The organism is Paenibacillus sp. J22P165, assembly GCF_059692015.1.
Genome location: NZ_JCAUAP010000009.1, coordinates 319,729 through 334,709 on the forward strand (window position 1 = coordinate 319,729; position 14,981 = coordinate 334,709).

General features: G+C 43.9%; 12 protein-coding genes. 2 read left to right on the forward strand and 10 right to left on the reverse strand.

The annotated features are described in order from the left end of the window. Positions 1–309: 309 nt before the first annotated feature. The 4 genes from AC58QM_RS23965 to AC58QM_RS23980 all read right to left on the reverse strand — a co-directional run bounded on the left by AC58QM_RS23965 (position 310) and on the right by AC58QM_RS23980 (position 5,806). Positions 310–768: a hypothetical protein gene (locus tag AC58QM_RS23965; RefSeq protein WP_497287367.1), complete on the reverse strand. Its 459-nt coding sequence runs from the start codon at positions 766–768 to the stop codon at positions 310–312. Positions 769–821: 53 nt separating this feature from the next. Further along, positions 822–1,178, reverse strand: coding sequence for a hypothetical protein (locus AC58QM_RS23970; RefSeq protein WP_497287368.1), 357 nt, complete (start codon positions 1,176–1,178; stop codon positions 822–824). After that, positions 1,175–2,380, reverse strand: a complete 1,206-nt coding sequence (locus AC58QM_RS23975; RefSeq protein ID WP_497287369.1) for an Alp7A family actin-like protein — start codon at positions 2,378–2,380, stop codon at positions 1,175–1,177. Before AC58QM_RS23975 ends, AC58QM_RS23970 begins: the two co-directional genes overlap by 4 nt. A 261-nt stretch (positions 2,381–2,641) precedes the next feature. Beyond that, positions 2,642–5,806: an ATP-binding cassette domain-containing protein gene (locus AC58QM_RS23980; protein ID WP_497287370.1), complete on the reverse strand. Its 3,165-nt coding sequence runs from the start codon at positions 5,804–5,806 to the stop codon at positions 2,642–2,644. 213 nt (positions 5,807–6,019) lie between these two features. Between AC58QM_RS23980 and metE the strand changes: the two genes are divergently transcribed. Beyond that, positions 6,020–8,290, forward strand: a complete 2,271-nt coding sequence (metE, locus tag AC58QM_RS23985) for a 5-methyltetrahydropteroyltriglutamate--homocysteine S-methyltransferase (RefSeq protein ID WP_497287371.1) — start codon at positions 6,020–6,022, stop codon at positions 8,288–8,290. A 23-nt stretch (positions 8,291–8,313) separates the two neighbouring features. Here metE and AC58QM_RS23990 read toward each other — a convergent pair whose 3' ends face one another. Both AC58QM_RS23990 and AC58QM_RS23995 read right to left on the reverse strand, forming a co-directional pair. Further along, a complete protein-coding gene (locus AC58QM_RS23990; protein WP_497287372.1) occupies positions 8,314–9,255 on the reverse strand; it encodes a LysR family transcriptional regulator in 942 nt (313 codons plus the stop codon). A 24-nt stretch (positions 9,256–9,279) separates the two neighbouring features. Next, a complete protein-coding gene (locus tag AC58QM_RS23995) occupies positions 9,280–9,633 on the reverse strand; it encodes a winged helix-turn-helix transcriptional regulator (RefSeq protein WP_310499933.1) in 354 nt (117 codons plus the stop codon). Positions 9,634–9,779: 146 nt separating this feature from the next. Between AC58QM_RS23995 and AC58QM_RS24000 the strand changes: the two genes are divergently transcribed. Next, on the forward strand, positions 9,780–10,133 hold the full coding sequence (locus AC58QM_RS24000) for a DoxX family protein (RefSeq protein WP_497287373.1): 354 nt from the start codon (positions 9,780–9,782) through the stop codon (positions 10,131–10,133). A gap of 114 nt (positions 10,134–10,247) precedes the next feature. On the opposite strand, the gene AC58QM_RS24005 is transcribed toward AC58QM_RS24000, so the two are convergent. The 4 genes from AC58QM_RS24005 to AC58QM_RS24020 form a co-directional block, all read right to left on the reverse strand. Further along, complete coding sequence (locus tag AC58QM_RS24005; protein WP_497287374.1) at positions 10,248–11,786, reverse strand: lytic polysaccharide monooxygenase; 1,539 nt, start codon at positions 11,784–11,786, stop codon at positions 10,248–10,250. Between the two features lie 450 nt (positions 11,787–12,236). Continuing rightward, the gene (locus tag AC58QM_RS24010) at positions 12,237–12,506 is read right to left on the reverse strand and encodes a hypothetical protein (protein WP_497287375.1); all 270 of its coding nucleotides are present in this window, start codon (positions 12,504–12,506) and stop codon (positions 12,237–12,239) included. Positions 12,507–12,584: 78 nt separating this feature from the next. Next, positions 12,585–14,315 (reverse strand): CotH kinase family protein, encoded by a 1,731-nt coding sequence (locus tag AC58QM_RS24015; protein ID WP_497287376.1) that lies wholly within the window; start codon positions 14,313–14,315, stop codon positions 12,585–12,587. A 183-nt stretch (positions 14,316–14,498) separates the two neighbouring features. Continuing rightward, complete coding sequence (locus AC58QM_RS24020) at positions 14,499–14,963, reverse strand: DUF8821 family protein (protein WP_497287377.1); 465 nt, start codon at positions 14,961–14,963, stop codon at positions 14,499–14,501. Between the last annotated feature and the right edge of the window lie 18 nt (positions 14,964–14,981).

The window sequence follows — 14,981 nt, forward strand, 5'->3', positions numbered from 1 at the left end:
GGATTCGGATTGTATGCAACCTTAAAACCTCCGATGGAGCTATATGACCAGTCTTTAAAAAATGATATATTTTCAGAGCTCACAATCGATAGTGTCCAACAAGCTTTTGAAGGTGCACCTTTCAGGAAAGAAGACTAACAACACACTATGAAAAAAATCCCCTAAGTAGGGGATTCACATTTAGACTCTTATTTAAGCTAAGCACCTGTTACAAGAATAAAGCGCAACCCGAAAGGTTGCGCTTTCTATGAATCTGTCACCTGATCCATTATTCCTCATTCTGTCGCTGCCAAACCATTCTGGCTCAGCTCAGTTCGCGATCTGTCTCCATTCCGGATAATCATCCAGATACCCGTACAGGCTCAACTCTTTCAGCGAATTTCGTATGCTATGTTCGTCCTCACCAGATTGACTCGTTAACTCCATCAAGTCTTGCAAATGAATATGCGGGTTATCTTTGCAGAATATGAGCAAGCCCTTCGCCGCCCAGGAGAGGCGGTCATCTTGGAAATCACCAACCATTCGGCGATATAATTTGTGCGGAAGAATCTTCAGTTCAACAAGATCTTGCAACGCCTTCATCGTCTGCTTGTCCGTCATTCGGGCAAGCTTCGAAATGACTGGCAACTCAGGAAAATTGGACTCTGAGCCACAACTTTTCAAAATAATATAGACCATTTGAGAGTACAGATCTAACCCTGGTTGACGAAAAATATCATCCGACAGCGCAAAACTCCGTGTACCTTCGTTTGTTTCTCCGTTAGACATTTCGATGTCCTCCTTTTCATTATGATCGGAGTTCACCCCACCCAGTTATAAACTTACATTAGCTTACCCGCATTGCGGCTAGCTTGCCGAAATATATCTTCCAAACTCAAATTGTTCTTGCTGTTAAAAGCGGGGAGCTCACTTGGTTCCTGGTCTTCCAGCACGGATTCATACTCCTTATCTTCCAAAGTGGCTCTGAGATGATTGGGAGCGTCCTCACTATCCCACATCGTCGTCGATCGCTCTTGCAGGATATGCTTGGTCAGAATTTCCATGATGCCATGACTAAACATACCTTCCGCTTTTAACTGGTTCATATAAGTAATAACCTCTGGCGGTGTATCCGATGGGATATAGAGGGTCACATCCTTACCAGGGCAGACCAGCACAGTCGATCTCCGTTTCTTCAAGCCGATCCGCTCCCGCTCCCACCATCAGATCCTTCCTTAGCTTCCAGGCTTGCCGCTGCTTCAGCGTCAGCGCTGTGCTTCAAGGCATGTTCTAGCAGGAAGAAGGTCCCGCGAGCATTGCGGAATTGACTAAACTCGGAAGGGTCGAAACGGAGCGGCAAGCCTAACTCGGCATTTAATCTCTCGATCCATGGTTGAAGCACAATCGCTCCGCCACCGATAAACCAGAACTCATTAGCATACCGAGCATGTTTCCATGCGTTACGGGCGTATTTTAACACCTTTTCAGCTAGAATACGCATATGGCGATTTACGAGGTTGGTCATGTCAAAAGCAACTTTACCCTCAGCATAAATTTCGTATTCCTTGTTAATGAGCATGATTGTCAGTTCCGCTGTGCTGGAGATTAACTCTTCACCTTCGGAATTGATTTCATTACGTATGCTTTCCAAAGCATCGTTTAAGTAGATTTTGGCTCCCGTGGAATGCCGTTGATCCAGATCTAACCCCGGTCTGAAAAACGCGATGTCCATATCAACACCACCAACATCCGCTATGCCAAAACCTTTGTGTGACAACTGCGATTTGGAGGTCGCCTCCATGTCATAGACACCTGACACATCATCAATACTAATATCCGAGGGTAGTGTGAATTCCATTTCCACCGTTACTCCTTTAAAAACAGGGGTCGTAACAAACGTAATGGAATGGATGCCTCCTGTTATTTTATGTGCGAACTCCTCACTGAATTTCGTGATCTCTCGGATGGGTAACCCCGTTCCTAGTCGTACCGCTGCCTTAATGCGATTCTTACCGCGTTTAATAGCATCCTCATGTTTCGTAGCGATGGCATAGGCCGCAGCCGTTAGGAGCGTAACCATTGTTTCTGGTCGCTGCGCCTTCTTCTGTACGGCTTTATCACCTACAATCTCATGAACAATCCCTTCGTCGCCAATGGCCAAATTCCCAACATAGACATGACGGTATTGCTCGGTATCGATCGCCGGCGATGTAATCTGCACATCTAAGAAATCCAAAGGATCTCCTTGCTCCATCAATAAAAATCGCTCCCCAAACGGTTGTGCGACCACATTAGGGAAAATAAAGCTGTTGCTCAAATCGTCAAATATGCCTTTGATATGACTGCTGCCATTATCGATGGATAAGTGAATGGTTGTAGTAAGAATATCGTGTTTAGCCATGTCTATTTCCTCTCCCAACCTTATTGAGATAGTATAATAGATTCGCACTGCGCAAGGGTTTTAAGAGGGTTATTAGGAATTTTTAACATTTCTGATTTGGAGGAGGAAGTGAAGTTTAACGTTTAAAGTTTAGAGTTTAAACGTTAAAGTTTAGTTGGTTAACAGTTAAAATTTAAACTTTAAATTGGTATAAAAATACACTGAAGCTACGCAAATAGCACCGACCCCAAGGTCAGTGCTATTTCACTAAGCTAGCTTATCTCACTTCAAACTATGATAAACAGCCATCATATCTTGTTTATTCAGCTCACGAATCCGGTTGAAAATCGGAATATCCGCCACTTCTTCCGTTCGTGCGCTCTCCGCGACAACATCTCTTACTTTGCCCGTTAGCCAAGTCTGTACATCGATACCCTCGACAATTTCCTTACGACCCTCATCATTGATGCCACTTACATAACAACTCACACAAGGCACCGACAATTTCTGAACGCCATCATGGAGTCCATCTTCCGAAATGACCCTCTTACCACCACAGAATGGGCATGGATGACTTGCCTTAATCTTATTAATTTGGGTAACAATTTTATTGTAACCAAACGCTTCATAGACATAAGTTAGCTTTTTATATTTCCCATTAGTGAAATACTTTTCAATAATGGTCTCTCTTGTTTCATCGATATTGGCAAAATCACAGATGCTGATCACATTTTTCCTGCTGATCGCCTCAAGATTACTTTTAATTTTCTCCCAAAAAGGTACAGCATTTTGCAATACAACTTCATAGCCCACGAAGCTTGCCAGCTCTAACTCGAGCATTTTCAAGGCAACCTGTGTTTCCCTCGGGAGTAAGGACACATCTTCCGTAAGTGCGACATCGCCGCCAACAATGGACTTTAACTTTTCTAACACTGGCAGCTTCCCTACGGTTTGTATGGCCTGATCAATCGGCATCTGAATAATCTCACGAATATCCGTACCACCAAACTTAAGCTTCTTATGATGCTTTAACACGGTTCCATGGCAAACGGGGCAGCTAATCATTTCTTTGGAAGCTTTCATAGCCTCTTTCAGCGGCAGGTTTTTCGAAATAACCATGTACCGTCCAAGGACAAGATTAAACCCTTCCCATGATCTCGAAGCTTTCCCGGCTTTATCGTAGAATGACTTTTCCCAATACCCATATAGGAACGTATGCTTTTCGGCTTCTGACATCTCGTTATAGCTTTTACTCATATCATGGCCAAGCTCATTCTTAATTTCTTCAAAAAGGAAATGTAATTTAGCATGCTGGTAATATTTCAAGACATCCATCACTTCCGGAAGCAGCATACCATCCCAGAATGGGACTGTTTTGTCTTGAATGAGAACACCCATATCAAATCGGTCAATCACACGACGCCCCGAGCAGCTCGGACAATGATTATCTTGATAATAGAAATCAAAGCTGCTTGTATCTTTATTCGTCGGATGAGCAGCCACAATATGGTTGATCAGTCCACCGATTTCATAGAGAAAACTGTACTGACTATAGAGATGTCGTTCAAGATCAATCGCGATAACAGGTGCAATTTTTTCGGATTCATATTCCCCATAAATCACACGAGCAATTGGCGATAAGCTTTTTAAAATACCACCTTTATAGATATTTTCCGACTTTTTGAAATAGGCGATCTGATTTTCTTGCACATATTGAATACCTGCTTGTGGCTTAAGTGTGGAAGAAATAGGCGCTGGGGTCGTATGCTCTTCCGTGCTTTTACGACGATAATAGTCATCATGAGAGGCAACATCCAGATGTTGTACGGGCTCAAGCTGCCTTTTTCCAAAATCAACAATAAAATCTGAGCTTTCAAGCATATAAGCATTATGTTCAATCATCAGGATCGAGACCGATTCATCCTCCAGAATGTCCCTCACACTATCGATAAACTGGTTGAGAATATTTTGGGATAACCCTTTGGATGGTTCGTCGAAAATAAACAGCATATGCGGGTTTCTTGTGTTGGCAAACAGCTCCGAAACTAAATGGACACATTGAAATTCACCCGTCGATAGGGACTGTGTTTTTCTTTCTAATGTCAAATAACCAAGTCCAAGCTTGATCAATAGGCTCAACCGTTTATGTGCGATGTCTTCGTTCGGCAATTCTTCAATAATATCTTCGATGGAGCGTTGGAAAATATCATCAATATCCTCGCTATATTTGGTCAGCTTCTTTTTAATATCCAGAAAGGTTGCAACGGTTGACCGACTTGAAATCGATTGGTTGCGATCCTGCCCTACCACGACCAGCTTATCTTTGGGATAACGTTTCTGAAAATCTTTCACGATACACTCATTAACAAGCGTAGATTTCCCACATCCCGACTCACCTGTAAAAGTTACAAGTCTATTCTTGGGAATCTCAATGCTCGCCATTTGAATATTACGACAGTACAGATCTTGGAATTGGTAGTATTCTGTTGGCACGGCATCATTTCGCTCTGAAATGATAGGTGCTGGACGAGGTGATTCCTCCACGATTTTCCCACCATATTTGCCACTGCCAGGACCGAAGAACAATTGATCATCTGTCGTGTCTAGCACCGTATCCGAATGGTCGATCAGCCAAATCTGATTCTTCTCCCCTAGCTGTTTAATCTGTTCTAAAATTTTCAATAGCGTTTCGTGATCGAGACCTACAGAGATTTCATCAATGATAATAACCGTATTCTCACTTGTTGCCATGAATTCTGCCAAGTAAAGCCGTGTGATCTCCCCACCTGACAATGTCCCCATGATACGATTTAAAGATAAATAACCAATATTCATATTGATGATATTTTGGAGAATATGCTGCTTGCCTTCACTGATGCGTAATTCCTCGGCTAGGGAAAGAATGGTTTCAATGCTTAGACGGTTGATATCAGAAATGCTATGCGGTTTATTCAGTAATTCCAGCTTATATTGTTCAACTTCTGGATTGTAGCGATTCCCTTGACACTTGGGACATTCGACATTCTGAGTCGTGCTGCGCCCTTTACAATCTGGACACCAGCCTAGGGGATTATTGAAGGAAAACACTTCTGGAGAAAGATCAAACTTTTCAGCGATACGCTCACGAATCTCTTTAAACACGCCGGTATGCGTACCAATGGTTGAACGCGGGTTGGATGAAATGGATGATTTTCCGAGAAAAAGGACTAAAGGCATGTCTTCCATCTTGATGGCACTGAAATTAGTCTCCATAATATCGGGAAATAAATACTGATACTCCGCCTTAGGCAATAAAGAAACGAGACGTTTCTTGGATTCTTCGCCTATCGTTTGACAAAAAGTGGTTTTACCAGATCCGGATAATCCCGCGATCCCTAAAGATTTATCAACCGGTAGGGCCGCATCTAGTAGATGAATATTATTAGAAATTAATTGTTTAATTTGCATATGTACGTCCTCTCTATTCTTATAAACCTATTATTTCCATGTTAGCATAGAGTTAAAATATTAAATTCATTTTTTTTCGAATCTACTATAATCGATAGGATCGTTGCTTCCCATATAAAAAAACTATACCTTAGCATAGTATTTATGTATTTCTCTATAGCTAACTTTTCACCCTATACTTAGATCAAAATGAAGCGTAGGGAGCTGTTACCATTGAAAACATCCATTATAGGCTATCCGAGAGTCGGGGCATTGCGAGAGCTTAAATTCGCATCCGAGAACTACTTTAAAGGGGAGATTTCGATTGATGAACTCCACCAGACAGGCGCCAACCTGCGAGCAGCACATTGGAAAATCCAACAAGAGAACGGCATTGATTACATTCCATCCAATGATTTCTCTTTCTATGACGGTTTACTCGATACCGCTTGCTTACTAAATATCATTCCAGAGCGCTATCAAGCGCTTGGTCTCAGCTCGTTAGAAACGTATTTTGCCATGGCTAGAGGTTATCAAGGTGCGCAAGGCGATGTGAAAGCATTAGCGATGAAAAAATGGTTTAATACCAACTATCACTATATGGTTCCTGAAATAACAGATGCTACTAGCATTCGCTTAGCGGGAACGAAGCTGTTCGATGAGTTCTTAGAAGCAAAACAGCAAGATGTTGTAACGAAACCTGTTGTGATTGGTCCCTTCACTCTGCTTAAGCTAGCCAAATACACAGGTGTCAAACAAGCCAATGACTTTGTCCATGACGCCGCAGAAGCGTATGCCGCTATATTGGAGCAGTTAAATGAGCTTGGCGCAGCGTGGGTTCAACTTGACGAGCCAGGATTAGTAACAGACTTATCCCAAGAGGATGTCGCGCTGTTCACGCAGCTATATGATCGTATTCTAGCTGCCAAAGGGAACGTTAAGGTTCTCGTTCAAACCTACTTTGGCGATATTCGCGACTGCTATCCAACGCTTCAAGCACTTCCGTTCGACGGGATCGGCATCGATTTTATTGAAGGTAAACAATCGCTAGAACTTGTGAAGCAATATGGGTTTTCAGACGATAAGGTGCTGTTTGCTGGCCTCGTGAACGGTAAAAACATTTGGAAAAATCAATACAAACGAACGCTTGGGGTTCTTCATGAATTAAGCGCACATGTAAAGCACATCGTGCTTAGCTCCTCCTGCTCGCTTCTGCATGTACCTTACACTTTGCAGCATGAAACCAAATTGTCGGATGCGTCCAAACGTTACCTGGCATTCGCAGAGGAAAAACTGCAAGAATTCGCACATCTTAAAGTGATTGGAGCTCAAGCAGATCCCTATGCCGCTGTACGCTATTTGCAAAATGAGGAACTATTCAGCAGCGCTCGGTTTACGAATAATGAAGCTGTACAGGCGAAAGCAGCGGCTTTAGCGGAAGCTGACTTTACTAGACTGCCGGCCTTCAGTGAGCGAGAAGCGATTCAGAAGGTGAAATTCAATTTGCCGCAGCTGCCGACTACAACGATCGGTTCCTTCCCTCAGACAGCCGAAGTTCGAGCGAATCGCTTTGCTTTTAAGAAAGGCGAAATTAGCGAGGAGCAGTATAAGCAGTTTAATTTCGAGAAAATTGCAGCGTGTATTGCACGCCAAGAGGAAATTGGGCTTGATGTTCTCGTTCATGGTGAATTTGAACGCAATGATATGGTTGAATACTTTGGCGAGTGCTTGGATGGATTCATGTTCACTGAGAAGGCTTGGGTGCAATCTTATGGAACAAGATGTGTGAAGCCGCCGATTGTATGGGGAGATATTTCCCGTTCCAAACCGATGACCGTTGAATATTCGGCTTACGCCAAAAGCTTGACCAACAAACCGCTTAAAGGGATGTTAACAGGCCCTGTAACGATTCTAAACTGGTCCTTCCCTCGCGAGGATATCAGCCTTAAGGATAGTGCTTTCCAGATCGCGCTGGCGATTCGTGATGAGGTACTAGACCTAGAGGCAAACCATATTGAAATTATCCAAATTGATGAGGCTGCTTTACGAGAAAAACTGCCATTAAGAAAGTCTGATTGGCAAAGTGAGTATCTAAGCTGGGCAATCCCTGCATTCCGATTGGTGCACAGCGGTGTTCAAGCCGAAACGCAAATTCATACCCACATGTGCTATAGCCAATTTAGCGATATTATTCGCGATATTGATGCCATGGATGCGGACGTCATTACCTTCGAAGCTTCTAGATCAGACCTTGCGATTATCGACGTAATCAATGAATGCGGGTTCCAAACAGAAGTCGGTCCAGGGGTGTACGATATTCATTCTCCGCGTATTCCAAGTGTAGAAGAGATCAAGCTTGGACTGAATCGCATGTTGGAGAAAATTGATATTGCGAAGTTGTGGGTCAATCCCGATTGCGGACTTAAAACACGCGGCGACAAAGAAACGTGGGCTAGCTTGAAACAATTGGTTCAGGCAGCGAAGGAAGTAAGAGCTACGCTATAACAGCATCACCTAAGAGGATGAACTCAGCCGAGTTCATCCTCTTGGCTTATAATCGTATAGCCGAAATCTGAAATTACACTTTTCAGCTTCCGAACATAATCATCGGCTAGCAGGCTCAGCGTGACCTTTTTATTCGTGATGTATCCAATCTGCATATGCTCATCCGTACGCAGGCGCACCGATTTAATCTGCTCGCCATTCAAGTCTGAATTCAGGACGCCAGAGCTGATTGTATAGCCATTTAACCCAATGAGGAGATTGAATAACGTCGCCCGATCACTAACTAATATTTTCTTCCTATGCGTCCTGGTGCTTAGGATTTCCTCTGAAAAGTAAAAGGAATTGAATTCCCCTTGTTCAAACGCTAAACACGGAAACTCATCTAAATCTTCGATTTCCAGTATAGACTTCGCCGCAAGCGGATGCTCCGAGCTAATGAACACATGAGGCTCCGCCACGAAAAGCGGGTGGAATTGCAAGCCATTTTCTTTCAACATCTTCTGAATAACCTTCTGGTTAAAATCATTGAGATAGAGAATGCCAAGCTCGCTGCGCATATTGCGCACATCTTCAATAATTTCATGCGTTCTTGTTTCGCGCAACGTACATTCATATTCATTTGTGTTCAAGTCTTTCAGTAGACTGACGAACGCTTGAACCGAGAAAGCATAATGCTGTGTGGAGATTGAGCACAGTTTTTTGGAAGGTTTCTTATTCATATACCTCTGCTCAAGGAGCTCTGCTTGCTCTACGACTTGCCGAGCATAGGATAGAAATTCTGCCCCTTCATTCGATAGGGCAATACCCTTCGATGAACGCAGAAAAATATCAACGCCGATTTCCTGCTCGATTTCTTTTACCGCACTAGACAGACTTGGCTGCGAGATGAAAAGCTGTTTGGCAGCCTCACTTATGGAACCACAATTCACAATGGTTAGTATATATTTTAACTGCTGCAATGTCATGATTATCCGTCCTTAGCGCTTCATTTACTTCGATTCATTCCCTGCACGATCTTCTCCATATAACGCATTCATATGCGCAATATGGGTAGCGCCCCAATCGTTCAATGGCTGTAACACCGCGCTTAAACCTTTGCCATATTCCGAAATTGAGTACTCTACTTTGGGAGGAACTTGGTTGTAAACCTCACGGTGCACGATATCATTATATTCTAGCTCTCTTAGCTGTTGGGTAAGCATCTTCTTGTTGATGTCTGGTATCGACTTTTGAAGCTCGCTGAATCTCATTGTGCCGTTTGAAATAAGCTGAAGTAAGATGACAGGCTTCCATTTTCCTACCAGGATACTTAGCGCTGATTCAAATTTACAATACTCTTTCATTGAACTCCTCCCACTTCCCGTTGCATGGTTAGGTAACTTTTTCGTTACTCAGTCTAGATAAAGTGCCTACTTGCTTGAATGGATTCCTAGGGTCTACTATACCATTAGTAGATAGCCCATACATAGTCAGGAGGTTGAATCGTAGCATGAATATCATCATATGGATCATTCAAGGTCTTGCAGCATTTGGTTTTGTTTATTCTGGCTGGTTGAAGGCGTTTCAGTATGACAAAGCCCGAGCATCTTGGGGATGGGTAAAAGACGTTCCGAAAGCATTCGTCGTCTTTATCGGGTTAGCTGAATTGATCGGGGCACTTGGACTCATTCTACCTCAAGCGACGAATATCGCACCGATTTGGACACCGATTGCTGCAACTGCTCTTGCCGCTGTCGTTCTGCTCGGCGCCCTCTTCCATGTTGCTCGTAAAGAGTATCGAGACATTGGCGTGAATGTAGTCTTTTTCGCGTTAGCTTTACTAGTTGCTATCTGTCGTTTTTAACCTACTGATGCCTGTCATCTCTGTGAGTTATGGCAAAGTCGAAGGGTTACTTATGCTCAACCTGTGTATAAGTAGTAAAAAACCTCTATCCACATGTGGATAGAGGTTTGACTTCTATTCGTTGATCAGCGTCCATACCCCAGCTTTACCTGGGATCTCACCTTTGGTCCACCATTTCGCTTGATACGTATGGCCTGCATACACGACTTTATCGCCGCCATTGTAGGCTTTCACATTGTTCCAAGTCAGAACGGCGTCTTTGGCAACAGCCTTCCAAACATCTGATGTATCTGGTTGTTCGCCTTTGGTCCACCATCCGGCTGCATATTCAATGCCGTTGAAAGTGACTTTGTCCCCTGCCAAATAAATCTTGGTGCTGTCCCATGCCGTTCCCTGTGCTGGTGGCGTAACTGTTGCTGACTTCGTCGTAACGGTCAGCGCAGCGCTTGCCGTGGAGCGATTGTTAGCCGCATCCAAAGCAATTACCGTGTACGCGTATGCTGTTGATGCGCTCAGACCGCTGTCTGCATACGACCTTGAAGCCGTTGTGCTGATTAACTTGCCGTCACGATACACCTCGTACTTCGTTACGCCGATATTGTCCACAGCGGCTGACCAGCTTAGTGTAGCAGCAGATTCTGTCACGTTACTGGCGGCTAATCCCGTCGGCCGCGATGGTGCCTCCTTATCTGGCGTCGGTATAACCGCCGCAGGCAGCGTACTTGCCGATACAGCTGGGCTAGATGGCGAACGATTACCCGCGTTATCCACCGCTACCAACGTATAAGCAAATGTAGTGTTTGCTGGCAGTCCGGTATCGGTATATTCCGTTTTCGTCGTTGTACCTACTACGTTACCATTCCGACTAATTTCATATTGTTTAATCCCTGCTGAAGCCGTTGAAGCTGTCCATGCCATCGTTATGGTGCTCTCTGTATGCGTAGAGCACCAAGCACTTGCTGGAAAGTTCGGCAGCACAAATGGCGGCTCAGGATCTGGTGGCGTCGTGCTGCCGCCTTGTGTTAGATTCACGTCAACTGCCTGATAGAAGGCATTGCCCGTATCGCCAATCTCCCACACGCCTAGAATGATATAATAACCAGTTCGGTCTGTCGGCACATTGCATTTATGCGTTACTGTCATGTCAGGCTTCATATTATGGCCATCCACCGTGCAGAAAGGCTTTGATTCCAATTGGTCGCGTGTAAGCGGCTTATTCGGGTCCCAGCCAATTTTCGTTATGTAATACTTCCATTCCTTCGTCAGGTGATTCGCTGTGAATTTCCAGGTAAACGAATTTTCGCCACCTTTCATCTCAACTTTCTTCCAACGATCAGCTGTCTGGGCATCCAACTCAACATATTTGCCCGCTCCCGCAATCTGACCGTCTGCCGGTCCTGATGCTGGGAATCCTCCTTTGCCTTCCGCACTTTGTGGTTCGTACTGAATAGCACCACAAGACTTATTAGTCCCTTGTTGGCATAGCAGCGTACGGCTAGATGGCGATTCGATGTAGCCATGAGCAGAAGCCTTACTCGAGAAGGCAAATGTGCAAGCAAGCGCTACTACCAGGAACCCAAGTAGAAGTGCAAGCTTAAATGGGCGGGAGCTTAACCCCAGCTTCCCCCATACGGATTGTTGCGTAATGACCATGTCGATTTTCCTCGCATTCTGTAATAGGATTATAGTTTCCAATCTTAGCCAGTTATTAAGTGTTTAACCAGTTTCAAAAGACCTAGGGGGAATTTACTACCACTGCATGTCGTATATAAACAACAGCACTGCTAAAAAGTATGACGCTTGACCCATATTTTTCTATTTTTTATTAAAACTACTGTACATTTCGTTATTTTCAAAAAATTAATCGGTTTTTTCTTTCTTATAAAATAGGCCGATATCATCTATTGGCGTTGAGATATTGAGCCCGTTATCCTATCATTTCTAATGAACTACTTCCAGTTGCCAAGCTTTTTCTATGTCTGTGGTCCCTCATGCGACGGTCAAAGAGTCGATTTTATCTGCCTTTTTTGTCGTATGGAGCTTAATAATGAAAAAGAGACCGTCCACAATCAACGGTCTCTTTCGTATATGTTTATTTTAAATTTAGGCCTTCCTGACCTTTACTAGGACAACCTTTGCAGCAGCGAATAGAGCCATACCTAACACCATCGTTACTACTATAGTTAAGGGGCTGGTCGTGTTCTTGACTCCAAAGGCTATCGTACTTTCCGGGTACGTAGCAGTTAGATTAGCCGTAATTTCAGGCTTATAGCGAGTCGTTAATAGGATACCACTGATGATTTGAAATGCCATATAGCAGAGATGCAACAACAAAGAGAATAGGAATGCCTGAATGATTGTTCTTATTGTCATTTTGAGCTCCTTATTTGAAATATCTCTTAGTATAGCATTAATTTACAAATAAAGGATATTTGTATATCGCTAGTTGTATTACTTCCTGCCATTCGGACCTCCTTGACCATTCCCCCTCTGTGAAAACATGGTGATTTGTTCTGTCGTCAGTCCAAGCGCAAGAAGCTTGGCTTTTACTTCATCCGTAATGGTTCCTCCAGCATCTTGAATGAGCTGCATAGCCTGTTGCATAAATTCGCGATCCAGTCCGCCCATTCCAGGGAAACCACCTTCACCGCCTGGGCCTCCTTCACCTCCACCACCCTGTGAGCCTAGAGCTTTCAGCGTAATAGATGATGCATCAATGAGTGCACTTGAGTCCTCTTTCTGACCTTCAGTCGTTGCTGGTATTGTTCCATTCAGCTGGCCTTGGATGCTCTCTGCGCGCAGTGTCCCAAGTTTTTTCAGTTCTGCAATCCCCGCTTCATATTCCTCGTAGCTATAAAAAGCAGATGTATCATTTTTTACATAATCAGAAATCATCGCATCTAGCTTATCAATCGTCTGTTCGAACTTACCATCACTGAAGTAACCGTTAACGATCTCTTGTAAATACTGATGGTATTTCTCCCCATACTCGGGTACTTCCAGCAGCTTGGCAATCAAAGGGCGATCTTCCAAGCTTACCCCCGAAACCGGGGTGTCGATTGGAAAGTTCACGACATTTGACGCATCACCCGACTGGAAGCCGCCGAACGCAAGATTGTAATCCCAAGGAAGGATGCTCAATTGACCGTCATTTTCATAAAGGTAGTAGTTGTGCCCCATATTAGAAACATAGCTATCCAGATTGACAACCACCGTGTGCGCGGCGAAATACTTAAGCACAGCGTCAACATCTACACTTGCTTCAAGATTTTTGCCTTCGCTGAGGTTTTTCAAAGCTTCAATAACGCGCTGTTCGTCAGCTTCATCGGTCTTCGTTTCCGCGTTGTCAAAGATCGCCGAATAACTGCTGCTCTCTCCATCCGTATATTGCAGGGAGACGCCGTTATTCGCCATGCCTCTCATACCGCCCTCATTCTGTTCAGGAGGTTGGGCACCCTTCTCTCCCTGTTCTGCGTTCGCACCATCCGGCAACTGCTCTCTGTCCTTACCCGCAGCGCCCATTGCTGTTTCGGGCTTATACAGTTCGCCTTCGCCGTCATACACACGTTCAAGATAACTACTGTCGATATCCTCGACAGCTAGATAAAAGCCCCATGTCACCCCGTTGAGTGAGATGTCTGCAAACGTAAATAGCGGTGCATCCACGCCAATATAAGACATAATGTCATAGGATAAGTACTCCTTCAGGCTAGTTGCATCGGAAAAATTGCTGTTAAGCACGATTTTGTCTAGGCCAAGCCACGTTTGCCCCTCCACATACTCATCAAATTTTATTTTGAAACTGTATCGGTCAGTATCCTCATCACGCACAATGGAAGAAAGACTGGAATTACCTTTGGGTCGAATGCCCACATTTGTAATTGTCGTACCATTGATAGTAATGTTGGCTGAAATATATTCTTCCGCTGCCGCGTTGTCCAACATGGCCTGCCATTCGGCTTCGCCTACTTTTATATCAAAGGTCGTGATTTTGGTTTTATCCATCTCACCTACATATTTAAGCGTTGTAGCCTGTGTGTCTCCGCTCTGCGTAGTCGGTGTATTCTCAGATTGTGTAGATTGCGTCGCAGATGGTAAAGTCGTCGTACACCCGGTCAACATAGAAGTTATCGCTAAAATTAACAATAGTATTATTGCAAAATGTGTTTTCTTAAACATCATTCTCATCGCCTTTCATTTATGATTTGGAATTCAGAATCAGCTGTGTAAGGATCCTGTCACTATCTTAGGTTCCGAACCTTTAGTGAATCTTAAATGGATTTGCCCACCACAAATGAAATAAAGCCTCCATTCCGTAACTCGGAATAGAGGCTTGTATCTTGTACGCTACTATTTTACGAAAGCTTACTCATATTGACCCTTAATGACGAAAAATGAGCCCCGAATGGTGCCAGCGAGTTTAGACTTCTGCCTTGCGAACTTAAACTTCGTTTCTAGCTCCTTTGGTATCTCCATCCCCTCAGAGAGCTTAAAACCAACAGCCCGCTTCTTCGGGTCATCCACTGTGTACATCACATTAATTGAAAGACCATCCTCGTAAAATACGTAGGTAAATTGGATGTTTTCCACTTGAAAACGAGACGTTTCTAACGGTTTGGCCGCAAACTGAATATCACGTTCTTTCAAAATTTGGTTGGCATAGTCAAGGCTCTCCTGACTCTCGCTAGCAGGTACAACAATAAATTCATGCTTATATTTGTTCATAAAATAACGGGCTTCATTCGCACGTAAACCAGCAAGCGCTTCTGCTACAGGTGAAGATTCTAGACCAACCGTGGACACATTTTTAAAATCAACGATATACGACATTTCCATCCCTCGTTTTCT